Source organism: Cryobacterium sp. N19 (assembly GCF_002929595.1).
Lineage (GTDB): Bacteria > Actinomycetota > Actinomycetes > Actinomycetales > Microbacteriaceae > Cryobacterium > Cryobacterium flavum.
On sequence record NZ_PJJR01000046.1, the window covers coordinates 136,601 to 162,213 of the forward strand.

At 65.9% G+C, this 25,613-nt stretch carries 24 protein-coding genes, 2 pseudogenes and 1 riboswitch; of the genes and pseudogenes, 1 reads left to right on the top strand and 25 read right to left on the bottom strand.

Annotated elements, in window-relative coordinates:
- Positions 1-509: 509 nt before the first annotated feature.
- Positions 510-1,538, top strand: a complete 1,029-nt coding sequence (locus tag CXY78_RS05325) for a bile acid:sodium symporter family protein (protein ID WP_104088414.1) — start codon at positions 510-512, stop codon at positions 1,536-1,538.
- Positions 1,539-1,725: 187 nt separating this feature from the next.
- Here CXY78_RS05325 and CXY78_RS05330 read toward each other — a convergent pair whose 3' ends face one another.
- The 25 genes and pseudogenes from CXY78_RS05330 to CXY78_RS05435 form a co-directional block, all read right to left on the bottom strand.
- The gene (locus CXY78_RS05330; protein ID WP_104088416.1) at positions 1,726-2,490 is read right to left on the bottom strand and encodes a 3-oxoacyl-ACP reductase; all 765 of its coding nucleotides are present in this window, start codon (positions 2,488-2,490) and stop codon (positions 1,726-1,728) included.
- Between the two features lie 56 nt (positions 2,491-2,546).
- Positions 2,547-2,647, bottom strand: a riboswitch (TPP riboswitch).
- Between the two features lie 297 nt (positions 2,648-2,944).
- The gene (locus tag CXY78_RS21550; RefSeq protein WP_233206090.1) at positions 2,945-3,178 is read right to left on the bottom strand and encodes a hypothetical protein; all 234 of its coding nucleotides are present in this window, start codon (positions 3,176-3,178) and stop codon (positions 2,945-2,947) included.
- A complete protein-coding gene (locus CXY78_RS05335; RefSeq protein ID WP_233206091.1) occupies positions 3,175-3,609 on the bottom strand; it encodes an SDR family oxidoreductase in 435 nt (144 codons plus the stop codon). Before CXY78_RS05335 ends, CXY78_RS21550 begins: the two co-directional genes overlap by 4 nt.
- An 85-nt stretch (positions 3,610-3,694) precedes the next feature.
- Positions 3,695-3,982: pseudogene (locus CXY78_RS05340) on the bottom strand (NAD-binding protein); the annotation flags it as partial.
- A pseudogene (locus tag CXY78_RS22065) lies at positions 3,976-4,044 on the bottom strand (hypothetical protein); the annotation flags it as partial. The pseudogenes CXY78_RS22065 and CXY78_RS05340, both read right to left, overlap by 7 nt.
- A gap of 398 nt (positions 4,045-4,442) precedes the next feature.
- Positions 4,443-5,051: a hypothetical protein gene (locus CXY78_RS05345; RefSeq protein WP_104088417.1), complete on the bottom strand. Its 609-nt coding sequence runs from the start codon at positions 5,049-5,051 to the stop codon at positions 4,443-4,445.
- Complete coding sequence (locus tag CXY78_RS05350; protein ID WP_104088443.1) at positions 5,038-5,607, bottom strand: RNA polymerase sigma factor; 570 nt, start codon at positions 5,605-5,607, stop codon at positions 5,038-5,040. The genes CXY78_RS05345 and CXY78_RS05350 overlap by 14 nt, the downstream gene beginning before the upstream one ends.
- A gap of 361 nt (positions 5,608-5,968) precedes the next feature.
- Positions 5,969-7,081 (bottom strand): lipocalin-like domain-containing protein, encoded by a 1,113-nt coding sequence (locus tag CXY78_RS05355; protein WP_104088419.1) that lies wholly within the window; start codon positions 7,079-7,081, stop codon positions 5,969-5,971.
- Positions 7,082-7,225: 144 nt separating this feature from the next.
- Complete coding sequence (locus tag CXY78_RS21210; protein ID WP_199182590.1) at positions 7,226-8,527, bottom strand: hypothetical protein; 1,302 nt, start codon at positions 8,525-8,527, stop codon at positions 7,226-7,228.
- Positions 8,528-8,834: 307 nt separating this feature from the next.
- On the bottom strand, positions 8,835-10,346 hold the full coding sequence (gene der, locus CXY78_RS05365; protein ID WP_092339537.1) for a ribosome biogenesis GTPase Der: 1,512 nt from the start codon (positions 10,344-10,346) through the stop codon (positions 8,835-8,837).
- A complete protein-coding gene (cmk, locus tag CXY78_RS05370; protein WP_092339536.1) occupies positions 10,339-11,031 on the bottom strand; it encodes a (d)CMP kinase in 693 nt (230 codons plus the stop codon). Before cmk ends, der begins: the two co-directional genes overlap by 8 nt.
- Before the next feature lie 5 nt (positions 11,032-11,036).
- Complete coding sequence (locus tag CXY78_RS05375) at positions 11,037-12,119, bottom strand: prephenate dehydrogenase (protein WP_104088420.1); 1,083 nt, start codon at positions 12,117-12,119, stop codon at positions 11,037-11,039.
- Between the two features lie 12 nt (positions 12,120-12,131).
- Positions 12,132-12,881 (bottom strand): pseudouridine synthase, encoded by a 750-nt coding sequence (locus tag CXY78_RS05380; RefSeq protein WP_233197537.1) that lies wholly within the window; start codon positions 12,879-12,881, stop codon positions 12,132-12,134.
- A gap of 68 nt (positions 12,882-12,949) precedes the next feature.
- On the bottom strand, positions 12,950-13,594 hold the full coding sequence (locus CXY78_RS05385) for an SMC-Scp complex subunit ScpB (protein WP_104088423.1): 645 nt from the start codon (positions 13,592-13,594) through the stop codon (positions 12,950-12,952).
- A complete protein-coding gene (locus tag CXY78_RS05390; RefSeq protein ID WP_104088425.1) occupies positions 13,584-14,393 on the bottom strand; it encodes a ScpA family protein in 810 nt (269 codons plus the stop codon). Before CXY78_RS05390 ends, CXY78_RS05385 begins: the two co-directional genes overlap by 11 nt.
- On the bottom strand, positions 14,377-15,216 hold the full coding sequence (locus CXY78_RS05395; protein WP_233197536.1) for a ParA family protein: 840 nt from the start codon (positions 15,214-15,216) through the stop codon (positions 14,377-14,379). The genes CXY78_RS05390 and CXY78_RS05395 overlap by 17 nt, the downstream gene beginning before the upstream one ends.
- 141 nt (positions 15,217-15,357) lie before the next feature.
- Positions 15,358-16,290, bottom strand: coding sequence for a site-specific tyrosine recombinase XerD (xerD, locus tag CXY78_RS05400; RefSeq protein ID WP_104088426.1), 933 nt, complete (start codon positions 16,288-16,290; stop codon positions 15,358-15,360).
- A gap of 2 nt (positions 16,291-16,292) precedes the next feature.
- Positions 16,293-16,937, bottom strand: coding sequence for an NUDIX hydrolase (locus tag CXY78_RS05405; protein ID WP_092339529.1), 645 nt, complete (start codon positions 16,935-16,937; stop codon positions 16,293-16,295).
- Entirely contained in the window at positions 16,930-18,624 is a 1,695-nt protein-coding gene (locus CXY78_RS05410; protein WP_233197486.1) for a CTP synthase, read from the bottom strand. The genes CXY78_RS05405 and CXY78_RS05410 overlap by 8 nt, the downstream gene beginning before the upstream one ends.
- Before the next feature lie 35 nt (positions 18,625-18,659).
- Positions 18,660-20,354 carry a DNA repair protein RecN gene (gene recN / locus CXY78_RS05415; protein WP_092339528.1) on the bottom strand — a complete coding sequence of 565 codons (1,695 nt, stop codon included), beginning with the start codon at positions 20,352-20,354 and terminating at the stop codon, positions 18,660-18,662.
- Positions 20,351-21,271, bottom strand: a complete 921-nt coding sequence (locus tag CXY78_RS05420) for an NAD kinase (RefSeq protein WP_092339527.1) — start codon at positions 21,269-21,271, stop codon at positions 20,351-20,353. Before CXY78_RS05420 ends, recN begins: the two co-directional genes overlap by 4 nt.
- A gap of 4 nt (positions 21,272-21,275) precedes the next feature.
- Positions 21,276-22,076, bottom strand: coding sequence for a TlyA family RNA methyltransferase (locus tag CXY78_RS05425; RefSeq protein WP_104088444.1), 801 nt, complete (start codon positions 22,074-22,076; stop codon positions 21,276-21,278).
- A gap of 116 nt (positions 22,077-22,192) precedes the next feature.
- Positions 22,193-22,348, bottom strand: a complete 156-nt coding sequence (locus CXY78_RS21215; protein ID WP_166789869.1) for a hypothetical protein — start codon at positions 22,346-22,348, stop codon at positions 22,193-22,195.
- 9 nt (positions 22,349-22,357) lie between these two features.
- Entirely contained in the window at positions 22,358-23,386 is a 1,029-nt protein-coding gene (locus CXY78_RS05430; protein ID WP_092339526.1) for an HAD-IIA family hydrolase, read from the bottom strand.
- Complete coding sequence (locus CXY78_RS05435) at positions 23,364-24,347, bottom strand: hypothetical protein (RefSeq protein WP_233197485.1); 984 nt, start codon at positions 24,345-24,347, stop codon at positions 23,364-23,366. Before CXY78_RS05435 ends, CXY78_RS05430 begins: the two co-directional genes overlap by 23 nt.
- Positions 24,348-25,613 lie beyond the last annotated feature (1,266 nt).

The window sequence follows — 25,613 nt, forward strand, 5'->3', positions numbered from 1 at the left end:
TATGACACAAATTTGGCCTATTGTTCACTCGATGTGCACACACCGCAGCACGGTATGCAGCTATCGCCGTGCACCGCGCCGCAAGGCGGGCTGAACGCGCCGCCCAAGCAGCCCTGAATGGCTTTCCCGCTCGCGATGACTCCCGGCACCGTCCCTACGTGCGTGCCACGACCGACGACGTCTGGATCAACCTCGACCCGGTTGTCTCGATCGAGGAAACGCCTTCGCTGACGCTGTGCGAGAGGGAATCGCGCCGGAAGAGAACTATCCCTGTGTGGAGCTCACCACCTCGAACGGGAGCACACACCTAATCTCGCTCGGCGTGTACCCGAACCAGGCCGGCGGCTCTGCAAGGGGTTCAGATGCCAGCTTTGAGAAGTGAGGTTGCGCAGGCGGCATGTTTGTCGTATTGAAACCGGTCAGAATCGTGGGCAAACTGTTCGCGCTTCCTGTTCACAATCGCACCTGCCGGCCATGAGGTTTCTGCCCATTGTGGGTATGGTTTCATCATGGACCGCATCAGAACTGTCAGCGCATTCGTCGGGCGTTGGTTCGCCGTTATTGTTTTGGCTGCGGGAGCGTTGGCGCTTGCTGTCCCCGACGCATTTTCCGGCCTGACCGTGGCGATCCCATGGCTACTTGCCGTGATCATGCTGGGAATGGGTATGACGCTGCGCCCGGTTGACTTCGCGATTATTGCCAGGCGGCCGTGGGCGCTTCTGCTGGGCGTTGCGGCCCAGTTCTTTGTGATGCCGTTGCTCGGCTTCGGGATTGCCGTCGCGCTGGGGCTTTCGCCCATGCTGACGGCTGGCATGATTTTGGTCGGTTCTGTGCCCGGAGGTACAGCGTCCAACGTGATGGTCTACCTCTCTAAGGGCGATACCGCGTTGTCTGTGGCGATGACGTCCGTTTCGACTTTGCTGGCCCCCGTGCTGACGCCGCTGCTCGTGCTGGTACTCGTGGGAGAGTCCCTGCCCGTCAATGCTGGCGCTTTGTTCGTGTCGATTGTGCAGATCGTGCTGGTTCCGGTAGTGCTCGGGCTCGTGCTGCGCATGATCGTGCCGCGCCTGGTAGAGCGTTTTCTCGATGTTTTGCCGCTGCTGTCGGTAGCCGGCATCACCGTCGTGGTTGCGGCCGTCATCGCCGCCAGTGCCTCCACGCTGTTGTCGATTGGCGTGCTCGTGGTCGTCGCCGTGATCCTGCACAACTCCCTCGGACTGACGCTTGGGTACTACATTGGGCGTCTGTTCGGGCTTCCGGTCGCCAGTCGCCGAGCTCTCAGCTTCGAGGTGGGCATGCAGAACTCCGGCCTGGCTGCCGCCCTAGCCGTGGCGCATTTCAACCCGGTAGCCGCGCTGCCAGCGGCAATTTTCTCGGTCTGGCATAACGTATCGGGTTCGGTGCTCGCCAGCTACTGGGCGCGCAAGGATCTACCGTCCGATGAGATTTCCGAATCCTTGCCGGTTACCGCCCGCGCGTCAGGATCCACGGTCAACCTCGCAGACTTCCGGCCGTCGCCGCCCCGGTCTCAGCATTAGCAAGTCGGTCACTCCCCCGCGGCTTTAGTACCTGCCGGACGAGGACCTACGCCGCGAACGGGGCCGGGCAGCTCCCAATTGCTCGATGGGCGACTGCGGCCGCCGCCAGGCGGCGCCGTGGTGGCCGCAACCCATAAGGAACGCATTGAAGTGGAGCTGGTGTGGGGCTGACCTGGCCGGCGCTGCCCTAGTTCATTACCAGGCCGCCGTCGACGACCAGGTTCTGCCCGGTGACCGACCGCGCCCAGGGGGAGGCAAAAAAGAGTACCGCATCCGCAAATTCGGCCGGGGTTGTCACTCTGCGTAGCGGGGTGGAGGCGGCGATGAAGTCGAACACGTCCTCGGGGGTAGCCGCGCTGGCATCCGTGGTGCGCAGCAGCCCGCCGGAGACCATGTTTACGGCGATGTTGTGCGGGCCGAGGTCTGAGGCGAGGGTGCGGGTCAGGGAGAGCAGGGCGGCCTTGGCGGCCGTGTAGTCGTGGTAGGGCACCACCGGGTTCTGAAACAGGTTGGTACCGATGTTGATGATGCGGCCAAACCCGACCTCGCGCATGCCTGCCAGCGCCTGCTGGGTTGTGTTCAGGGCACCGCGGACGCTGCCCGAGAATTGCGCCTGGAATTCGTCCCAGCTGATGTCGGCAGCGCCGGAGCGGGCGTCGCCGTTGAAGCTGAAATCGACCAACGCGTTATTGACCACCGTTGTCACGCTGGAGCCGAAATGTGCCTGCGCCTGCGTGAGCATTGCCGCGACCTGGGCCGGGTCGGTGACGTCGGCCTGTACGGCAAGAGCGTGTTCAGGCCCATAGCCGGAAGCCAAGGTTTCCGCCGCTGCGGCGCTGTTGCGATAGTTGATGACCACCCGGGCGCCCAGAGCCGCGAAAGCGTGCACGATGCTTTTACCCAGGCCGCGTGCGCCGCCAGTGACCAGGACAATCTGTTCTGCTATTTGCATGATTTTCTTCACCTTGGGTAAGGCGAAAGGACGAGATCCGGCACCAAAGCAGTGCACGTAATTCTCCGTGACATCCCTTCGCTAGTTCGAACTAGATCAGGTTCAACGGGTGTCATCTCAGCCGACCGTCATGCAGTCGGCACCCCGTGTCGCTGACAACGAGTATACGCAACCGCCTGGTACCGGAAAATTCGCGTCCTGAACTCATAACCAACCGGGCTGGTCGACTGTGTCGTCGCGGAGCTCAGCATCAACTCCGCGTTTGACGGTCTGGCCCGGCAGCGTACCCTGTACGCCACCGACGTCTTGTGCGGTGACCCCGATCGTGGTGGCAGGATCGCCTGGAACGGCACCGGTGAGGTCGCCTGCAATCTGATTCTGCGACCGCCCGAACCGATCGACGTATCGGCTACCTGTGCCGGCTCTGGCGGGTCCTGACAGTGAACGACGCTTTCTAGTCAGCGCTGATCTGGTGGCGGAAGCGATCGCGACGGCTGTGGAGGTTCCAGAGGTGCTCAGCGAGCGCTGACGGGTCCTTCTCGGGATCGCCGGCGATGATGCGGCCGCCGATGATGAGCTGGGAGACCTGGATCCCTTCTTCTCCGAGGGCCTCGTTGAGCAGCTGTGCGTAGGCGGCCTGTCCAGCGAATGCGATTGACGTGCCGGTGACATTGCGGCCCGGGGTCACGGCGGATCCGCCGTTGACGAAGAGGATGGTGCCGCGGTTAGCGCCGAGGAAACGCATGCCGGGGAGGACCTGGTGCACGGCGGCGACGGGTCCGTAGATGAGAACTCGATCGGGCCCACGAGGTCGGCAGGAGTGGTCTCCAGAACCGGGCGCATGAAGTCCTTCTGCGGCAACGGGCTGTATTGCAGTACCTCGATCGGGCCGAGCGTCTCTGCGACCTGTTCGAGAGTGCGGGTGATGGAGGCCGGATCGCGCACGTCGGCGACGAAGCCGTGAGCTGAGATGCCCTCGGCCAGCAGTTCGGCGGCGAGGGCATCTACGCGTCCCTGGTGGCGGGCGATGAGCGCGACGGTGAAGCCTTCGACCCCGAATCGCCGCGCGACGGCGGCCCCGAGTCCTGAGCCAGCTCCGATGATTGCGATAGTAGTCATAGCTGGTACAAGGGCCATGCTGTCCGAGAATTTCCGATACCCGCGATGTGAGCTCCCGTGAGTGACGAGCCGTGGATTGGTAAGTCGCTCCGCTGCGTCCGGGCTTGGCCTGGCTGGTGGGTACCGGGCCGGGAACGGGGCAGTTGGTGGTCAGCACCCAGCATTGACCGGATGCCGTGGACGCGACATCGAAGAGCGCCTGGTGGGTGAGGCCCAGTTTTTCACCGAGCACGAATGCTTCGCTGACGGCGATCATTGAGATTCCGAGGATCATGTTGTTGCAGATCTTTGCGGCTTGTCCGGCGCTCGGGTCGCCGCAGTGCACGATGCGCGCCCCCATCGTGGCAAGAATTGGTTCGGCGATCGCGAAGTCCGCCGCCGACGCCAGGCCGCGCGTCGAAGCAGTCCTCTCGCCGCTTGCAGCTCGGTCTCCATGTCGGCGAGGGTGAACAGCAGGGACTGTTGTTCGACGAGGAGCTAACCTTCATCGGGCACATAAAGACAGGATCGACAATCAGGTCCATGTAGTGCCAGAACTCGCGATGGTCGGCGTAAAACGATGTCGGGTGGGTAGACCGCGCTTACTGGTGCAGAGGAAGCCTGAACCCGAAAAATTATGTGCTAGGTGATTCTCGCTGTGGCGGCCGACGCTCGCGACAACAAGTTATGGCCATCGTTGCGGTTCAGGATCAAGCAAACGCCCATCATGTACCCACCTGAATCGACCCGGAGCGATTTCTCGTTCAACCGGATGCTGTGTGAGCCTCTCCCCACCGTCTGACGCCGATGGGACGATTCCACGCAGCGTTCCCGACCGCTCTCGCGGGCCCGGATCAGCCCGGGAACGCTGCGTCGTAGACCGCGCGAAGCTCGGCACTGTCGGCCCCGGTCACGCCGCATCCCGTGATCGTTCCATCGATTGCGCCGACGAGGTAGCTCTGGCCGACCTCGAAGGGCACGCCTGAGAAGTCGGAGGTCATCGTGTCGATCTGCGCCACCTCCACGCGGTCGGCGACCTCGCCGACAAAGCGCTCCGTGACCTCCAGCACAACGGTGTTGCCCTGGATCTGCAGCACCGTCGCGGCGAACGCCTGCTCCTGCGCCGCGACGGTCGCCGGCTCGAGCACGAGGCAGCTGCCACTCGCGAGGCCTCCGCCCATGGAAGGCTGCAGCGACTCGACAGTGGGTTCCGGACCATCGAGAACGAGGGGCGCGACGATTGCAGCGGCGATGGCGAGGCCCGCGGCGACGCCGGCCATCGGCATCCACCGCCGGAACGCGCGTCGCGGCGTCTCGGGCGTGGCGGTCGTGGTGGGTGAGGATTGGTCGGTCATGATCTGCTCCATTCTGTGGTCGAGCCACGTCGGCGAGGCAGGGGGCAGCGCGCGGGCCGGATCGGCGGCGCGCAGCTGATCGCGCAGCGCACGGTCATCGTCGTGCATCTTCGCTCCCTTCGTCGTAAGTTATATGTCCGGTCGAGTGGCCGGATTTCAGTAGCTCCTGCTTGAGGCGCGCCTTCGCACGGTGCAGCCGGATCGCCGCTGCGTTCGCGCTGACGCCGAGCACAACGGCAATCTGCGGGCTCGTCAACTCGTCCCACGCCCACAGCCGCAGGATCTCGGCATCGTCTCGACGCAAGCCGGCGAGGGCTGCGGTCACGCGGGCCGCCACGGCGGTGCCTTCATCGACGGTGGATGCTGCGGGGTTCTCGTCCGCAACGGCCGGCGGCGGGTCGATGGCGATGATGCGGCCGATGAGACGCGTGCGACGACGCTCGGCGCGTTGGGCGTTGCTGAGGCACTGTCGAGCGACGACGATCGCCCACGGGAGGGCATCGTCGGGAACCTCGTCGAGGCGGCGCCAGCACACGAGTAGGGTGTCGCCGATCACGTCGTCGGCCGTTGCGGCGTCGATGCGGCGGTGCAGGTAGTGGCGCACAGGGTCGCCGACGAGCGCGACGAGGTTGCGCATCCGTTTTTCGCGCTCGGTGTCGGTCACAACTCTCATATTGAGGCATGTCCGGCAGGGGCGCGAGGATTTCATGCGAGGACGGACGTGGTCGACTCGCTGGATGGCAGTTTGGTCGCAGCGAACCTCATCTATTTCCGCAGCTGTGTAGTTCGAAAGTGATGCGAATCACTTTGGCACTACAGGTCTCGATTCGCATGAAATCGACCTTGTCCTTCGCTCAGCAAATCCGACCGGCTGCGGGAGGCACAATTCTTTAAGGCGTCACAAGTCGTCTGGGATGCAGACTCCGTCGTAGAGTTTCGCGGGAGTTGCGCCGCTGCGCGCCAGGCGGAACTCGCGCGCACTGGCCCAGATCCTGCGGGGCGCGCTGCGGCCGTGCGAACAACCCTCAGGTCACCGGAAGGCGGGTCCTGCCCAGGTACATGAGCTCCCAGAGCGCCTTGGTCTCGGTGTATTCCTCGACCAGAACATCGTCGAGGTACCGGCGCAGAACCAGGGTTCCGGTAAAACGCAGGTAGGCTGCGTCGAACCGCATCAGGCGCGCGAGCAGCTTCGCGGCCGGCGGCACGACGTCGATGAATCGTGTGCGCAGCAGCGTCTCCTCCCGTTCGAAGGCGATGGTGAAGCGGTCGGGGCCGGCGCGGTAGTCGTAGGTGAGGATATCCGCTACCGGCTTACCAGTGGGAGCGTCGATGCCGATACGGTCGGTCGTGACCGCCACTTTGGTGCCGTCGTCGGCCACGACAACACCATCGCGGGCGAGATGCAGGGTGGTGAGCGGCTCGTAGCCGTAGGCCTTTTCGGCAGTGATGTGCGCGGCGATCAGGCTGTACGGCCCCACCTGCGCGCGTCCCCAATACCAGTTGTGCATGAGTTCACGCAGAGGCGCATCGCCCCAGTTGTGATCGTGGTAGCCGACCCCCGTGGTTTTGACGACCTGCCCGTCGACCGAGTACTCGGCGTCGACGCGCCCGTTCGGCACCGCCACAAACCAGGCGAACGTCTTCTCCACGCCGTTGCGGGCGAACATCTCGTAGCCGGTCGCGGGCCGCCAGGCCGGCACCGTGCCGCTGAGCGTCACGTTCACCGTGACGTTCTCGACGGATGCGCTCACCCGGTAGGTCTGTAGATCACCGCTGAAGCGATGGTCGCCGATGCGCACATCGCAGCCGTCGGTGGAGGCACTGAACTGCTCGGGATCGGCCGCGAAAGTCCTCTCGAACGACCGTCCATCGGGCAGGTCGAGGTTTATGTTCACGAACGGAGCCAGGCGGGTGCCCGGCGTCGCGGGGTTCTTCGTGTAGAAGCCCACGACGAGCTTGGCGCCATCGTCGAGACTCGCGTCGAAATACCACCACTCGTACGACCCACGGCGGTTCGGGTCGGTGCGCAGACCGTCTTCGAATTGCGCCGTGCTGAGCGGGTTGAGGCCGAGCCGAGCGAAATCAGCCGGGTCGGCGGCCAGGCGCACACGCTTCTGGCCAGCACTCGTAGTGGTCATGGCGCTCCTTCTATCGATGACCTAGGTATACACCGGACTCAATACGCGCATGCCGCCGAGCATGCAACAAGGACGGGCCTCACGCTGTGTGCGTGGGGCCCGCCTGGTCCTGTGAGGGAATTCGAGTGGATTTACCGGTGCTTGTTAGCCTTTTTTGATGACGACGGTGGTGTTGTCGGTGTAGTAGTTGCGTTGGAAGTCGATCTTGGTGGTGGTTTTGGCGATCACGGCGCAGTTGGCGACCTTGGTGTCTTTGCCGAAGGTGTTGTCCTTGATGATGGTGCCTTGGAGGGGGCCATAGGCTTTTTCGGCAATGTTCACGGTGCAGGCCCCGCCATTGGCGAAGTTGTCGACGAAGGTGAAGTTGGATACCGTTCCGCGGTCCTGGGTGATTTGCACGGCGGCGCTGTGCGAGTCGGTCAGGCGGTTGCCGGCGACCGTGATGTTATTGCCAGACTGAACCTGGATGGAGTCGTCGTGACTGGGCGAACCGCCCTGATTCGGGTCATTGCGGTAATGCATGTGGTCGTGGATCCAGGAGTCCTGCAGGCTCACATTGCTTCCCGTGATGTGAATGCCATCGATGACGTTATTGATGTTCAAGCGCGTTGCCGTGAAGTTATAGCCGTAGATTCCATTGGCATCGGGCGAAGCGGTGCTCGGGGACAGCTCGGTGTCGGTCACGACGAGGTTTCTGAAGCCGCCGAGGTTGTTGATGAGGGCGCCCGGGCCGTTCATGGTGCGACCACGAATGATGGAATTTTTGATGGTGACATTGGCCGCGCTGATCTTGACCAGACCACGAATGTCGAGGCCGTCGAGAACTGTGCCGGCCGTCGTGACATTGATGTCGCCATGGTGCACGGTCAGTGTGGTTCCGGACGGAACACCCGTGTTGGAGGCACCAGGTATGCCACCCGGTGTCGGAGTCGGCTCGGGTGTCGGAGCCGGAGTCGGCTCGGGTGACGGTGTCGGAGCCGGAGTCAGCGTAGGCTCCGGAGTCGGTGCGGGCGTGGGCTCCGGAGTCGGTGCGGGCGTGGGCTCCGTTGCGCCGCGTTCAAAACCGGCCAGTTCGAGGTTCAACCTGACGTCGGCGACGCTACTGGACAGGGTTACGGCGCCGCTTGTCTGCGTCGTCACGGGAACCGTGACCGTCTTGGTTGCACTGGTACCCACGGGTGCCGTGAACGAATACGTTTGCGTGTCCTCTGCGCCGACAGCAATTTTCACCTGACTTCTGGCCGTGACCTCGGACGTGAAGAACTTCACATCGACGGATTTCAGGCCGGAGGGCACTGTGCCCAGCTGAGCGGTAATGCTCCGGCCAGCCGGGATATCGATCGAGGTGCTTGTCGAGTCGGCGCTTCCGCTCCCGGCAAAGGCCGGAACAGCGGTGAGGCCGGAAAGGGCGAAGGCCGACACCGCGACGGCGGCCAGAATGACCAATCGTGGTTCCCGGCGTGGGCGGACGTCGGTGACAGGCCGAGTGGTTGTGCTTGAGTTGTGTTTAAGGATGGACGTGCGGATATTTCTCAATGCCATTAGTTGGTTACGTATATTCTTTGTCGCGCACAAGTCCGGGAACGTGCGGGTGATCAGCCGTAGAGGGCCACAATGTACTCAATGAGCTTTGCCCACTTAGGGTTCGCATGCAAATCGAGTGACCTCATCTTCGCTGGCGCGACGGGCATTCGGCGCCCAAAAAAGCGGCCGGACCTGCGCTAACAGGACCGGCCGCTTGGATTCTGCGAATTTAGCGTTTACGCTTCTCGCGCACCCGCATGCTGAGGTTGATCGGGCTTCCCTCGAAGCCGTAGATCTCGCGCAGGCGACGCTGGATGTAGCGACGGTAGCCCGGGTCGAGGAACCCGGTGGTGAACACCACGAACGTCGGCGGGCGGCTCGAAGCCTGGGTGCCGAATAGGATGCGCGGCTGTTTGCCACTGCGCACGGGGTGCGGGTGGGCTGCGGCGAGCTCGGCCAGGAAGGCGTTGAACTTGCCGGTGGCGATGCGGGTGTCCCACGACTCGAGCGCGAGCTCGAGGGCCGGAACCAGCTTCTCCATGTGGCGACCGGTCTTGGCCGAGATGTTCACGCGCGGGGCCCAGGCCACGTGGGCCAGGTCCTGCTCGATCTCACGCTCGAGGTAGCGGCGACGGTCGTCGTCGATCTGGTCCCACTTGTTGAACGCGAGCACGAGTGCGCGGCCCGACTCGATCACGAGGTCGATGACGCGAATGTCCTGCTCGCTGATGACCTCGGTCACGTCGAGCAGCACAACGGCGACCTCGGCCTTTTCAAGGGCAGCGCTGGTGCGCAGCGAGGCGTAGAAGTCAGCACCCTGCGAGAGGTGCACACGACGGCGGATGCCGGCGGTATCGACGAAACGCCAGACCTTGCCGCCGAGTTCGACCTGCTCGTCGACCGGGTCGCGGGTCGTGCCGGCGAGCTCGTTGACAACAACGCGCTCCTCGCCCACGACCTTGTTGAGCAGGCTGGACTTGCCCACGTTCGGGCGGCCGAGAATGGCGACGCGGCGCGGACCGCCGACCTCTTGCTTGGCGACGTTGGAGATTTCGGGCAGCACGAGCAGAATCGCGTCGAGCAGGTCGGCCACACCGCGACCGTGCAGGGCGGAGACCGGCCATGGCTGGCCGAGGCCGAGCGACCACAGGCTGGCCGCTTCGGGCTCCTGGCGCACGTCGTCGACCTTGTTGGCGATCAGGAAGACCGGCTTGCCGGACTTCCGCAGCATGCGCACGACGGCCTCGTCGGTCGAGGTTGGGCCCACGTTGGAGTCGACGACGAACATGACCAGGTCGGACAGGTCGATGGCAATCTCGGCCTGGGCTGCGACGGAGGCGTCGATTCCCTTGGCGTCGGGCTCCCACCCGCCGGTGTCGACGAGGCTGAACTTGCGCTCGTGCCATTCGCCCTTGTAGGCCACGCGGTCCCGCGTGACGCCGGGGGTGTCCTCGACGACGGCCTCACGGCGGCCGAGGATGCGGTTGACCAGCGCCGACTTGCCCACGTTCGGGCGGCCGACGATGGCGATGACCGGCACGGCCGGCAGGTACTGGATCGCGTCGGGGTCGTCGGTGACGGCCTGCAGTACGTCGAGGTCTTCCTCGTCGAGGTCGTAGTTGTCGAGGTCCGTGCGCAGCGCGGCGGAACGCCGCGTGGCGAGTTCCTCATCGAGGTTGGCGAGTCGTTCGGCCAGCTCGGTGTCGAGCGCTGTGCTCGTGTCGTCGTATTCGTTACTCATTCAAAGCCCGCTTCGTGCGTGTGTGGTAGACGTCGATGACCGCGTCAATGGTCTGCTCGAAGTCGAGATGGGTGGAGTCGACGGTTATCACACCGTCTGCAGCGCTCATGAAATCGACAACCTGTGAGTCAGCGCGATCACGTGATCGCAGCTGTTCTGCCACGGTTTGGGCCGATTGGGTCGTTATTTCCGCAGAGCGTCTAGCCATTCTAGCCTCCTCGGATGCCGTGAGTAGAATGCGTACCTCGGCCTCGGGGGCGACGATGGTCGTGATGTCGCGCCCTTCGACCACCACGCCGGGCCGATCGACGTTCGCGGCGAGGCTCCGAAACAGTTCGGTGAGGGCCTCACGCACCGCGGGAACCCGGGCTACAGCGCTGACGGCGGCGCTGACTTCGGGCGAGCGGATGGCGTCGGTCACGTCGGTCTGCCCCACCGTGACGAAGTATTCGTCCGGGTCGGTACCGATCGAATAGTCGAAGTCTTTGAGCAGCGCGGTGACGGCATCCGCTTGGGTCTGATCGGTCTTGCGGTCGAGCGCCAGCCAGGCCAGCGCGCGGTAGGCGGCGCCGGTGTCGAGGTAGGCGAAACCGAGGCGACGTGCGACCGCTCGGCTCACGCTCGACTTGCCGCTTCCGGCCGGCCCATCGATGGCGACGAGGGTGGGGAGGGTGTGACGGGCCATGAAAGTCAACCAGCAATCCGCCAGCCGCGGGCGGCCAACTCTTCGGTGAGGCAAATAACGGCCTCGGGCAGTACGGAGATTTCGGCGAGACCGATCTGGGCGCCCGGCGAGTGTTCCAAGCGTAAGTCTTCAAGGTTGACGCCGAGCTCACCGATGTCGTTGAGCAGCCGGGCGATCTGGCCGGGCTGGTCGTTGACCATGACGACCATCGATGAGAACCGGCGGTCCTGGCCGTGTTTGCCGGGCAGGCGGGCCACCCCGGCATTGCCGCCGGCGAGTTCCTCGGCGACCTTGCGCTGCGAACCTGGTGCGGCAGGGTCTTCGAGGGCATCGATGAACCGGTCGAGGTCGTCGCGGTAAGCCAGCAAGACGTCCCGCACCGGGCCGGCGTTGGCTCCGAGGATCTGCACCCACAGGTCAGGGTCGCTCGCCGCGACGCGGGTCACGTCGCGCAGGCCCTGGCCGGCCAGGTTGAGCGAGGAGTGTGCGGCCCCAGTGAGGCGGCGGGCCATCAGGGTGGAGATGACCTGCGGTACGTGCGAGACCAGGGCGACGCCGAGGTCGTGTTCCTCGGGCGTCATTTCGACTAGGATAGCGCCGAGGTCGAGGATGAGGTCGTCGATCGCGCCGGCCTGCTGGTAGCTGATCGCGTCGTGCGCGGCGACCACCCAAGGTCGGCCGATGAACAGGTCGGCGCGGCCGGACAGCGGGCCGCCCTTCTCCCGACCGGCGAGCGGATGCGACCCGATGTACCGGCTGATGTCCGCGCCACGCTCGCGCAGCTCGGCGAGAGGTGCCAGCTTGACGCTCGCGACATCCGTCACGATCGCTCCCGGGTGCGCCTCGAGTTCGCGGGCGACGATCTCGGCGGTCACGTCGGGCGGCACGCAGACCACGATCAGCTGCGGCAGGTCGCCGTCCTTCGCGGCGCGGCCGGCACCGTAGTCGATCGCGATGCGCAGGTTCGTCGGTGACGCGTCGGCGAGGATCGTCTCGATCTTGCGGCCCCGCAGTCCGAGGCCGATGCTGGTTCCAAGCAGACCGACGCCGACGATGCGCACCGGGCCGACGAGGCGGCTTTCCCCCATATGCGTCAGTCCTTAGTCAGCTTCGGGCCGCGCGCTCGGCGCCTGCCGGGAGACGGTGAGCAGCTGGCCGAGTTCTTCGCGGGTGAGTTCGCGTACGGCTCCCTGCTGCAGGGTTCCGAGGTTCAACGGTCCGAATTGGCGACGTACCAGGTCGACCACGGGGTGACCGACGGCGTCGAGCATCCGTCGTACGATGCGGTTTCGACCGGAGTGCAGGGTGAGTTCGACCATGCTGTAGCCGCCGCCGGGAGGGCTCGTGAGAATGCGCGCCTTGTCGGCGTGGATGGGGCCGTCGTCGAGTTCGATGCCGCTCTGCAGCTGCCCGATGGTCTGCGGCGAGACGCGGCCCTCGACCTTGGCGATGTAGGTCTTGGAGACGCCGAAGGAGGGGTGGGCGAGCACGTGGGCGAGGTCACCGTCGTTGGTGAGAATCAGCAGGCCGCTGGTCTGGGCGTCGAGGCGCCCAACGTTGAACAGTCGTTCGTCGAACTGGTCGGTGAATTCGCGCAGGTCGGGGCGTCCGCTCTCGTCCTGCATCGAGGAAACAACACCGACCGGCTTGTTGAGCATGAGGTAGCGGCGGGTGGTGTCGAGCTGCACGGCCACGTTGTCGACGGCGACCTGGTCGCTTTCGGGGTGTACCCGGCGGCCAAGCTCCGTGACGACCTTGCCGTTCACGCGCACACGGCCGGAGGTGATGAGGTCTTCGGAGACGCGGCGGCTGGCGACGCCGGCTGAGGCGAGCACCTTCTGCAGGCGCACGCCGTCGGCTGCGGCCTCCGGGTTGAAGTTGGGGTCGCGCGGGGCTTGGTCCTGGGGGGTGTTGTCGGTCAAAGTAGATCCTCGAATCCGTCGATGCCGCCGTCGAGCAACGGCGAAAGGTGGGGTAACTCGTCGAGCGAGTTGATTCCGAGCTGGGTGAGCAGCAAGTCTGTGGTGGCGTAGTTGATCGCGCCGGTTTCACTGTCGGTGAAGGCCTCGGTGACGAGGCCGCGACCGAGCAGGGTGCGCACGACGGAGTCGACGTTGACGGCGCGAATGCTGGCGACCTGGCCGCGACTGATCGGCTGCTTGTAGGCGATCACGGCGAGGGTTTCGAGCGCCGCCTGGCTGAGCCGGCTGGGATTCTGGGTGAGCACGAAGTCGGTCACGAGCTCATCGTGCGTTGCACGCACGTAGATGCGCCAGCCACCGGCGACCTCGCGCAGCTCAAAACCGCGGCGCACCGCTTTCATACCGTCGGGGCTGCTGATGCCGTCGAAATCGGCCACCAGCCGCGCAACGGATGCCGCTACCTCAGCGATCGGCCGCCCCACGGCGGTCGCGAGGTGCACGAGGCCCTGCGGTTCGTCGGCGACCATGAACACGGCTTCGAGCTGGCGGTCGAGGTCGCTGGCCGCTGGCGAAACGGATGCTGCGGCATCCGTTTGCGGGGCGCGCGATCGCGTGTCGGTTGTCGGGTTTCTAATTGTCATAGTCGGCTCCGAGGGATGCCAGGTTTTCATCGGACCAAGAGTCGCTGCTCCAGCGCAGGGTGAGCTCGCCGAGGGGCTCGATCTGATCGAAGGAGAGGGCGCCATGACGGTACAGTTCGAGCACCGCGAGAAAGCGGGCGATGATGACGCCCTTCAGGTCGGCCCCGACGATGAGCTGCCGAAACGAGACCGGCTCCCCCGACTGCAGCATGGCGACGACGTAGGCGGCCTGTTCGCGGATGCTGACCAGCGGCGCGTGCAGGTGGTCGAGGCCCACAACGGGCAGCTCGCGCGGTGCGAGGGCCACGGCGGCCAGGGCGGCGAAATCGGCGAGGGAGAGTGTCCAGACCAGCTCGGGAGTCTTCTGACGGTACTTCTCCTCGAGTCGCACCGACCGCACGTGCCGGCGGGTCTCCACGTCGAACTGACCGGTGAACCAGCCCGCGGCTTCCTTGAAGGCGCGGTATTGCAGCAGGCGGGCGAACAGCAGGTCGCGGGCTTCGAGCAGCGCCACGTCTTCGGCGTCGACGAGTTCACCCTGCGGCAACAGTCCGGCCACCTTGAGGTCGAGCAGTGTGGCGGCGACGACGAGAAACTCGGTGGCCTGGTCGAGTTCTTCGGCAGCGCCCGGCCCGCGCAGGTAGGAGATGAACTCGTCGGTGACCTGGCTGAGCGAGATCTCGGTGATGTCGAGTTCGTGCCGCGTGATCAGTTTCAACAGCAGGTCGAACGGGCCTTCGAAGTTGCCGAGGGCGACCGAAAACGCGGGCTTCTCGGCCGCGCTAGGCGACTGCGCCACGGTGGATCAGTTCGCGGGCCACCTGTAGGTAGGCCTTAGCGGCCGCGTGCTCGGGCGCGAAGTCGGTAATGGGAACCCCGGCGACGCTCGCGTCGGGAAATTTCACGGTGCGGCCGATGACGGTTTCGAGCACGCTGTGGCCGAAGGCGTCGACGACGCGCTCGAGTACCTCGCGGGAGTGCAGGGTGCGGGAGTCGTACATAGTGGCGAGGATTCCGTCGAGTTCGATGGCCGGGTTGAGTCGGTCGCGCACCTTGTCGATGGTTTCGATGAGCAGGGCGACGCCGCGCAGGGCGAAGAATTCGCACTCGAGCGGGATCAGCACGCCGTGGCTCGCGGTGAGGGCGTTCACGGTGAGGATGCCGAGCGAGGGCTGGCAGTCGATCAGGATGACGTCGTAGTCGGCCGACACCTTGCGCAGCACGCGGGCCAGAATCTGCTCGCGGGCGACCTCGTTGACCAGGTGCACCTCGGCGGCGGAGAGGTCGATGTTGGCCGGGATAACGTCGAGTCCCTCGACCGAGGTCGGCTGGATCGCGTCTCTCGGGTCGACCTTGCCGTTCAGCAGCAGGTCGTAGATGGTGGTGACGTCGTGGGTGGGTACGCCGAGGCCGGCCGAGAGGGCGCCTTGCGGGTCGAAGTCGACGGCCAGCACGCGGCGGCCGTAGCTGGCCAGGGCGGCACCGAGGTTGATGGTCGTCGTGGTCTTGCCGACGCCACCCTTCTGGTTGCAGAGGGAGATGATGCGGGCCGGACCGTGGCTTTTCAGAGGCTCCGGTTCGGCGAATTCGTGTTTTTCTCGTCCGGTCGGACCGACCGGCATATCGTCGAAACCGGGTAGCGAAATTCGGTCGCTCAACTTACGCGTCACTGGCCCGTCCTTGATTTGTCCTGCACCCATCACTTGGTCGATTGTAGCGAGTGTTCGGCCCGTCACCGCAAGGATCGCCGCTGTGCCCCCTGATCAGCGCGCTCGGGGGTGGGCGAGGGTGTACATGTCGCGGAGGGTGTCCACCGTGACCAGCGTGTAGATCTGGGTGGTCGCGACCGAGGAATGGCCGAGGAGTTCCTGCACCACGCGCACGTCGGCCCCTCCGGCGAGCAGGTGTGTCGCAAAGGAATGTCGCAGGGTGTGCGGCGAGACGGGCACGGTGAGCCCGGCGCGTTCGGCGGCAGCGCGAATGATCAGCCAGGCGTTTTGCCGGCTCACCCTCTGCCCGCGCAGCCCGAGAAACAGGGCCGGCGTCGAGCGTCCGCGAGCCGACAGCATCGGCCGCGCTCGCACCAGGTAATCGGAGACGGCGGCGCGCGCGAAACTGCCGACCGGCACGATGCGCTGTTTGTCGCCCTTGCCGGTCAGGCGCACCGAGTCGAACTCCTCCACGAGCACGTCGTCGACGTTGAGGTTGACTACCTCGCTCACCCGGGCGCCGGTAGCGTAGAGCAGTTCGAGCAGGGCTTTGTCGCGCAGGCGCTGCACATCGTCGCCGTCGGTGGCCGCGAGCAGCGCGCTGACCTGGTCGATCGAGATCGCCTTGGGCAGGCGCAGGGCCAGTTTGGGCGGTTTGGTGTCGTGCGCAACATCCGTTTCGACGAGGCCCTCACCCTGCAGAAACCGGTGAAACCCGCGCACGGTCGAGAGACCGCGGGCGATGGAAGCCGCCGTCAGCGGCGATTCCGGGCGCAGTCCGAGGTACTGCACGAAGGCCGAGATGTGCGCTCGGGTGACGTCGCGCAGGTCGGTGATCGGCCGCGGCGCACCCTCAGCCGAATCTGCCCCAAGCCAGGCCGTGTACACCCCGAGATCACGGCGGTAGGCGGCGACGGTGTTCGCCGCGAGACCGCGCTCGACCGACACGTGCCGCAGATACCCATCCACCGCCGTGGCGATCGACATGTTCAGGCGGCGGTGTGACTGCTGCGCGAATGAATGCTGAGCGGATGCCGCGGCCACGGCAGGTCTGCCGCCGCCAGCGTGCTCCAACCGCGTGAACGCGCCACCTGGGCGGCCAGAACAGCCACGATCAGGATCGGGTTGGAGATGCGACGGGCCAGCACGGCGTCGACGCACTCGTCCAGCGGAACCCAGCGCAGTTCGATGTCGGCTTCTTCGTGGGTACGGGCGAACGCGGCAACCGCCGAGATGCCCCGGGCGAGGTAGACCCGAATCGCTTCGTTGCTGCCGCCGGGCGAGGTGTAGAACTCGGTGAGCAGCGCCCACTCGGAAGCGACGACATCCGCTTCTTCGGCCAGTTCGCGCTTCGCTCCGACGACGGCGTTCTCGCCGCTCACGTCGAGCAGTCCGGCCGGCAGTTCCCAACCGCGCAGGCCGGTCGGGTGCCGGTACTGCTTGATCAGCAGCACCCGGTCCTGCTGGTCGAGGGCGAGTACGGCGACCGCGCCGGGGTGGTCGAGGTACTCGCGGGTGATGCTCGCGCCGTTGTAGTCGAAGCTATCGCGACGCACGTTCCAGATGGCGCCGTCATAGACGATGTCGCTCGCGGTTACCTCGACCGGCGCGACGTCATCCTGCAGTTCAGGCACTGAGTTCTTCTTTCACCTCGAACAGGCGGCTGGCCTGCTGGCGGTCGAGCGCGGCCTTGATCAAGCCGCGAAACAGCGGATGCGCGTGGTTCGGTCGTGACCGCAGCTCGGGGTGGGCCTGCGTGCCCACGTAGAACGGGTGTTCCTCGCGCTTGAGCTCGACGTATTCGACCAGGTGGCGGTCGGGGCTGGTTCCGGAGAACCACAGGCCGGCCAGGGCGATCTGGTCGCGGAAGGCGTTGTTGACCTCGTAGCGGTGACGGTGACGTTCGGACGCCGAGTTTTCGCCGTACAGTTCGGCGACGAGGGACCCCTCGGCGAGGGTAGCCGGGTAGAGGCCGAGGCGCATGGTGCCGCCGAGGTCGCCGCCGGCGATGATCTCGACCTGCTCTTCCATGGTCGCGATGACCGGAAACTCGGTTTCCGGGTCGAACTCGCTCGAGGATGCTCCGGGCAGGTTGGCCTTGTTGCGGGCGTATTCGATGACCATGCACTGCAGGCCGAGGCACAGTCCGAGCACCGGGATGCCGTTTTCGCGGGCGAACTTGAGGGCGCCGAGCTTGCCCTCGATGCCGCGGATGCCGAAGCCGCCCGGCACGCAGATGCCGTCGAGTTCGCCGAGCAGGCGGGCCGCTCCCTCGTCGGTTTCGCAATCGTCGGAGCCGATCCAGACGATCTTGACCTTGCTCTGGTTGGCGAATCCGCCGGCTCGCAGCGCCTCGGTAACCGAGAGGTAGGCATCCGGGAGGTCGATGTATTTGCCGACCAGACCGATCGTGACCTCGTGCTTGGGGTGGCGTACGGCTTCGAGCAGGTTCTCCCAGCCGGACCAGTCGACGACGTCGGCCACGAGGCCGAGGGCGTTGACGATGTATTTGTCGAGACCCTGGTCGTGCAGCATGGTCGGGATCTCGTAAATCGACGCAACGTCGACGGCGTTGACGACGGCGTCTTCGTCGACGTCGCACATGAGCGCGATCTTGCGCTTGTTTGACTCAGAGACCGGCCGGTCGCTGCGCAGCACGAGGGCGTCGGGCTGAATACCGATCGAGCGCAGAGTCGCGACGGAGTGCTGAGTGGGCTTGGTCTTCTGCTCGCCGGCCGCGCCGAGGAACGGCACGAGCGAAACGTGCACGAAGAAAACGTTGCCGCGGCCGAGTTCGTGGCGCACCTGGCGGGCGGCCTCGAGGAACGGCTGGCTTTCGATGTCACCGACGGTGCCGCCGACCTCGGTGATGATCACGTCGGGGCGCACATCGTCACTGGCCTGCAGGCGCATGCGACGCTTGATCTCGTCGGTGATGTGCGGGATGACCTGCACGGTGTCGCCGAGATATTCGCCGCGGCGTTCCTTGGCGATGACCTGCGAGTAGATCTGCCCGGTCGTCACGTTGGCCGACTGGCCGAGGTTGATGTCGAGAAAACGTTCGTAGTGCCCGATATCGAGGTCGGTCTCCGCGCCGTCGTCGGTCACGAAGACCTCGCCGTGCTGGAACGGGTTCATCGTTCCCGGGTCGACGTTGAGATAGGGGTCAAGCTTCTGCATGACGACCCGCAGGCCGCGTGCAGTGAGAAGGTTTCCGAGGCTGGCCGCCGTCAAGCCCTTACCGAGCGAGGAGACCACACCCCCGGTCACGAAGATGTGCTTGGTCGTGCCGTCTGATCTATCCGTAAGTATATTTTCCACCACGGGCTTCAATGCTATCACCTGAATTTCGCCGATCACTTTGGCTTCGCGAGGTCGAGCAGTTCGCGGGCATGTTCGAGGCCGCTCTTCGAGTCGGGCAGCCCCGAGAGCAGGCGCGCCATTTCGGCGGCCCGGTCGTCGCCGCGCAGCTGGCGCACGCTCGAGGCGGTGACGGATCCGTCACTGTCCTTGACCACACTGAGGTGGTTACCGGCGAACGCTGCGACCTGGGCGAGGTGGGTGACCACGATCACCTGGGCGGTTTCGGCCAGTCGAGCCAGCCGGCGTCCGATTTCAATGGCGGCGGCCCCGCCCACGCCGGCATCGATCTCGTCGAAGACGAAGGTGGGTACCGGGTCGGTCGCGTTGATGACGACCTCGATGGCGAGCATGACCCGCGACAATTCGCCACCGGATGCCCCGCGCGCCAACGCCCGGGGTTCGGCGCCCGCGTGCGGCTGCAGCAGCAGGCGTACGAGGTCGCTGCCGGTGATCGTGAACTCGGGGCCAGGTTCCACCTCCACGAGTAGCACGGCGTCCGGCATCGCCAGCGCGCCGAGTTCTGAGGTCACCCGGGCGCCGAGCTGCACGGCTGCCGCCAGGCGCAACGCGGTGAGGGCGGCGGCGAGGTCGGTGACCAGCGTGTGGTCAGCATCCGCTTCGGCGCTGAGCTCATCGATTCTCTCGGAGTCGGAGTCGAGCTCGAGCAGCCGCGTGCTGCCGGTGTCCAGAAATTCGATGGCTTCCTCGAGACCGCCTGGGTACTTGCGGGCGAGGATTCCCAGTTCGCCGCGGCGTTCCTGCACGATTTCGAGTTCGCGGGCACCGTCGGCGTCGAGGCCGTCCAGATACCTGGCCAGTTCGGCGGCGATGTCGGCGACGACGAAACCGACGTTGGCGATCGCCGCGACCAACGACGGCAGGGCGACGTCGTGCGGCGCGACCCGGTCGAGGGCGCGCCTGGCGGTTTCGAGCAGGGCAACGACGTCGGGCAGGTCGTCGGGGTTGTCTTCGGCGGAGATGAGCTGACGGGCCTGCTCGCCGGCCAGGCGCAGCTCTTCGAGGTTGCCGAGGCGTTCAGCACGCTCGGCCAGCTCGGCGTCCTCTCCGCGCTGCGGGGCGACCGTTTCGATCTCGGCCAGTGCAGCGCGCAGGTCGTCGGCCTCGCGAGCACGCAGGTCGCGCTCCGTGACCAGCCGATCGAGATCCTGTTGATTGGCCTGCCAGCGGTGGAAGGCGTGCTGGTAGTCGCCGAGAACGGCGGCGAGATCGGGCCCGGCGAAGCGGTCGAGGGCGTCGCGCTGGGCGGCGGCGGAGCGCAGGCGCACCTGATCACTCTGGCCGTGCACCACGACGAGGTCGTTGCGCAGGTCACCGAGTACGCTCGCCGGAGCGCCACGGCCGCCGACCATCGCGCGACTGCGCCCTTCGCTCGAGACCGATCGCCCGAGGATCAGTTCCGGCCCGTCGAGGTCTCCCCCGGCGTCGCGCACACGGTCGGCCACGGCGCTGGCCGGGTCGATGACCCAACGGCCCTGCACGAAACTTTGCGGCTGACCCTGGCGCACGGTGCCGGCATCCGCTCGATCGCCGAGCAGCAGCCCGAGGGCGGTGACCACCATGGTCTTGCCGGCGCCGGTTTCGCCGGTGACGGCGGTGAAGCCGGGGCCGAGCGGTAGCGTGGCCTCGGCGATGACGCCGAGGTCGCGGATGAACAGCTCGTCGATCACTCGCGGCCGACCGGGCCGCGCCAGCCGGTGACCGGCAGGTCGAACTTGTTGACCAGGCGGTCGGTGAATGGCCCGATGTGCAGGCGGGCCAGCCGCACCGGAACAGTGGAACGGCGCACGATCACGCGGGCGCCGGTTGGGAGGTCCTGGGTGCGGCGTCCGTCGGCGCAGAGCACGGCGCGGGCGCCGGTACGGGAGAGTACTTCAACGGCAAGGGACGACTCCGGGCCGACCACAAGCGGCCGCGCGAACAGGGCGTGGGCGCTGAGCGGCACCAGCAGCAGCGCTTCGACGCCGGGCCAGACGATCGGGCCGCCGGCCGAGAACGAGTAGGCGGTTGAGCCGGTCGGGGTCGAGAGCACGACGCCGTCGCAGCCGAACGACGACAGCGGACGACCGTCAACCTCGACGACGACCTCGATCATGCGTTCGCGGCTGGCTTTTTCGACGGTGACCTCGTTGAGCGCCCAGGTTTCGTAGACGACCTCGTCGGCGACCTTGACCCGCACCGAGAGGGCGAGGCGTTCCTCGACCTCGTAGTCGCCCTTGAGTGCTCGACGCACGGCCTCGCCGAGGTCGTCACGCTCGCTCTCGGCGAGAAAACCCACGTGGCCAAGGTTGATACCGAGCAGCGGTGCCGAGCAGCCGCGCACGAGTTCGGCCGATCGCAGGATGGTGCCGTCGCCGCCGAGCACGATGACCAGCTCGAGTTCGTCGGTTTTTACGGTTTCCCCGAGAATGGCAATGTGGCCGTTCAGTTCGGGCGATGAAGCGAGCAGGTCGGCCCGCTCATCGAGCGCGAGCACGGGCACGGCGCCGGCAGCGATGAGCTGCTCGCAGACCGTCGCGGCGGCCTCGAGCGAGTCGGCCCGGCCGGTGTGCGCCACAATCAGAAAATACCGCGGGGTGTCACTCATCTCGTCACGCTCCCACCACGGAATCGACCCGGTCCATCCATTCTGTCGGATTTGTGCCGGCCGTGGCGCTCATCCAGCACAGATACTCGTGATTTCCGGCCGCCCCAATGATGGGTGAGGCGATGACGCCGCAGGTCTTCAGGCCCAGGTCCCAGCCGGCCCAGAGCACGCCGGCCACCGAGTCGCTGCGCAGGCCCCTATCGTGCACGATGCCCTCGCGAATGCCGCCGCGACCCACCTCGAACTGCGGCTTGATCAGCAGCACGAAGTCGGCGCCGGGTGCGGCCGTGGCCACGAGGGCCGGCAACACGGTGGTCAGTGAGATAAACGACAGGTCGGCCACGACGAGGTCGGGCCGTTCCGCGATTCCGGATGCCCCGGCGAGCGTTTCCGGGGTCGCATAGCGGATGTTGTACCCCTCGACCAACAACAGCCGCGGCTCGATCTTCAGTTGCGCTGCCAGCTGGCCGTGGCCGACATCGGCGGCGATCACCTGAGCTGCGCCGCGTTCGAGCAGTACCTGGCTGAACCCACCGGTGCTCGCTCCGGCGTCGAGAGCCGTGCGGCCGCTGACGTCGAGGTTGAAGGCGTCGAGAGCTGCATTGAGTTTGTGGGCGCCCCGGCTGACGTAGTGGTCGGTCGCGGCCACCTCGAGAACAGCGTCCGCGTCTACTTTGGTGCTGGCCTTCACGACCGGCACTCCGTTGACCGTGACGAGGCCGTCGGCGATGAGTTTGGCAGCGACCGTTCGGGACCGAACCAGGCCACGATCGGCGAGGGCGGCGTCGAGGCGGGAGGCGGGCATCCGTTCTGGCGGGCCGTCAAACGGGGCGGTATCGGTCGGGTCAGCGTCGTTCACGTGCTCGGGCATAAATGGGTCTGTTTCATGGTCTCGGCGAAAATTCGGCACGGAGGCGTCGGTCACGCCTGGCCCGCCTGGTCGGTGTCGGCGTTCTCGAGTTGTTCGCGCAGCTGCTCGTGCAGCTGCCCAAAGGCCTCAGCGCGCGCTTCGAGCGGCTGGGTCTCGATGTCGACGAGTTGCGCCGCGAGATCGACCGATTCTGGTTCGGGGTTCACAGCTCTAGGCTACTGCTCGAGATACAGTCGCTCCGGAACGTTGAGGCCGTAAATCGCCCGCCCGGATCGGTAGATCGCGGCGCAGGCCGCGCGCAGCAGGTTGACCCCGCCGTCGCCTGCCTTGAGAATTTGCACGTCGTTGCCATGCACCCGCACGCTGGCCCCGTTCACCGTCGCGGTCGAACCGTCCTTGGAGAACACCGTTTCCGGGTACGGCTCGTGCAGTTGCTGCAGGTTTTCGATGATGAACGCCGGCCGCGACTCCTTGTCGGCGGCGAGGGCTTGTTTGGCCCGGTCGATGCCGGTGAGCACGAGTACGGCGGGGATGCCGGCCCGGTTGGCACCGAGAATGTCGGTGTCGAGCCGGTCGCCGATGAAGAGCGCGTTCTTCGCGTTGAACCGCCGAGTCGCCTCCAGAAAGATGGCCGCTTCGGGTTTGCCTGCCACGAGCGGCAGCCGGCCCACAGCCGTGTGCACGGCGGAAACAAGCGTTCCGTTGCCGGGAGCGATGCCGCGGGCCACCGGAATGGTCCAGTCGGTGTTGGTCGCGATCCACGGAATTCCGGTGCCCACGCCGTCGGCATTCAATGCGAACGCCGCTTCGGCCAGGTGCACCCAGCCGACGTCGGGTGAGAAACCCTGGATGACGGCGGCCGGCTTGTCGTCGGCCGAGCGCGTCACGACGAAACCGCCCTTGACCACCTCATCGACCAGACCGTCGCCACCCACCACGAGGATGCTCGAGCCGGGTGCCACCTGCTCAGCGAGCAGCCGCACGGCTGCCTGGGGAGAGGTGACGACATCCCCTGCGGCCACGCTCAGCCCGAGTTGGGTGAGGTGGTCGGCAACCGACTGGTCGGTACGCGAGGCATTGTTGGTGATGTAGCCCACGCGCATCGTGTCAGCGGCACGGTTCAGGCTTTCAACGGCGAACGGAATCGCCGCCGGACCCGCATAAACCACACCGTCCAGATCGGCCAGCAGCACGTCAACGCCATCGAGTGGCGTCGCCGACTCAGGCTTTCGGCGATGCAGCATCCGGCTCCGTTTCGTCATCCTGCGAAACGGATGCCGCAGCGTCGTCCTCGGCGTTCGTCTGGTCGTCGGCGTCGTCAACCTCAACGGCAGACGCTGGATCAACGGCCGTCGCCGGAGCATCGCCGAGGCCGGCCGCGGCAACTGCACGAGCAGCCTCGCCGGCGTCGACCGATTCGTCATCGTCGTCATCATCGCCGGCGTCAGCCGCAAAGTCGGCGAGGGCGTCATCGTCGTCCTCTTCCATCTCTTCGATTTCGATGGTTTCGTCATCGTCACCGGAGGCACCGAGGGCGGCGTCAGCGCGAGAGGCCCGTTCGAGCCACTCGTCAGCTTCGTCCTCGCGGCCGAGTTCGCTCAGAACCTCTGCGTAGGCGGCGAACAGCTCGGGGCTGTAGGAGAAGGCCGTGTTGGGGTTGAGCTGGGGAATTTCGAGTTCAACGAGCGCGGCATCCGTTTCACCGAGGTCGAGGCGTGCCCCCGACATGGCGATGGCCAGACCAACCTGTACGGACGGGGACAGCGTGCTGCGGTCGACCGAGCGACCAAGTTCGAGAGCCCGGTCGGGACGGCCCACGCCACGTTCGCTGTCGACCATGAGGGGCAGCTGGTCGTTCGAGCCGGAAATGCGACGGTAGGTGCGCAGTTCGCGCAGGGCCAGGGCGAAGTCGCCGGTGGCATAAGCGGTGATCGCGAGGCTCTCGCGCACAACTCCAATGCGGCCGGCCCTGCGGGCGGCGCTCATCACGTGCTGGTGGGCGAGCTGCGGGTTCTCGTCGATGACGCGTGCCGCCATGGCCAGGTGGCGGCCAACGGTCTCGGCGTTCTCCTTGGTCAGGGTCTTCAGCTCGTTCCGCGCGATGCGGTCGAGGTCGTTGGCCGTGATGTCGTCGGGAAGCTCGGGGTCATCGTGACGGGGACGCACCGAACGCAGCTCACGCTGCATGCGCTGCTCTTCGGTCATCTCCTCTTCGACGACGCGGGCATCGCGGTCGTTACGGGCCGGAGCGCCGTCGCGGGTCCACAGCTTCTTGCCGGCGTCGACGCGCGGGGCACCGGCACGGTTCGGTGAACCGCCGCGCTGGGTCCACGGCTTGCTGTCGTTGTCGCTGCGCGGTCGGTCGTTGCTCGGCCGATCGCTGCGGTCGGGCCGTGCGCCATCCTTGGCCCACGGCTTACGGTCCCCGCCCTGGGCAAGGCGATCAGAGTTGCCCCGGTATGGAGCACGATCGTTGGAGCCGGACGGACGATCAGAGTTGCCACGGTACGAAGGACGCTCACCCTGGGCAGGGCGGTCAGAGCTACCCCGATACGGAGGACGCTCGCCCTGCGCCGGGCGGTCAGAGCTACCCCGATACGGAGGACGCTCGCCCTGCGCCGGGCGGTCAGAGTTGCCACGGTAGGGAGCACGCTCGCCCTGCGCCGGGCGGTCAGAGTTGCCACGGTAGGGAGCACGCTCGTTGCCGCCGGAGGGTCGGTCAGAGTTGCCACGGTACGGGGCACGGTCACCCTGGGCAGGACGATCCGAGTTACCCCGATACGGCGCACGGTCGTTTCCACCAGACGCACGATCAGAATTACCCCGATACGGAGGACGCTCGCCTTGCGCGGGCCGATCCGAATTGCCTCGATACGGAGCGCGGTCATTGCCGCCGGAAGGTCGATCAGAGTTTCCCCGGTACGGAGCACGCTCGCCCTGAGCCGGACGATCCGAATTGCCACGGTACGGTGCGCGGTCATTGCCGCCGGAAGGTCGATCAGAGTTTCCCCGGTACGGAGTACGCTCGCCCTGAGCCGGACGATCCGAATTGCCACGGTACGGAGCCCGGTCATTGCCGCCATAGGCGGGCCGATCAGAGTTACCGCGATACGGCGGCCGTTCTCCACCCTGCTGGGGGCGGTCGGAGTTGCCACGGTAGGGAGGCTTGGCACCATCACGGCCACCGGAAGGTCGCTCGTTCGAGGGTCGGCCACTCTGGTTCGAACGACGGTCATCCTGACCGTTGTTACGGGAATCGCCGTCGCGGGGTCCTGAAGGGCTCACTTGTATCTCCTGTGTAATTAGTCCGGCATTTCGACAGACAGGCCAAGCCTAATCCCTAGCGCAAAACCCCGCTGAGAACCTACCCATCAAGATGCAACGCCATTCCGCCAGACGCCCGCTCTTACCGCGGCTGGAGCACGTCGCAGCTCGCACAGCGTCTACGTTGTGGGCGGGGTGTCGGGGTAT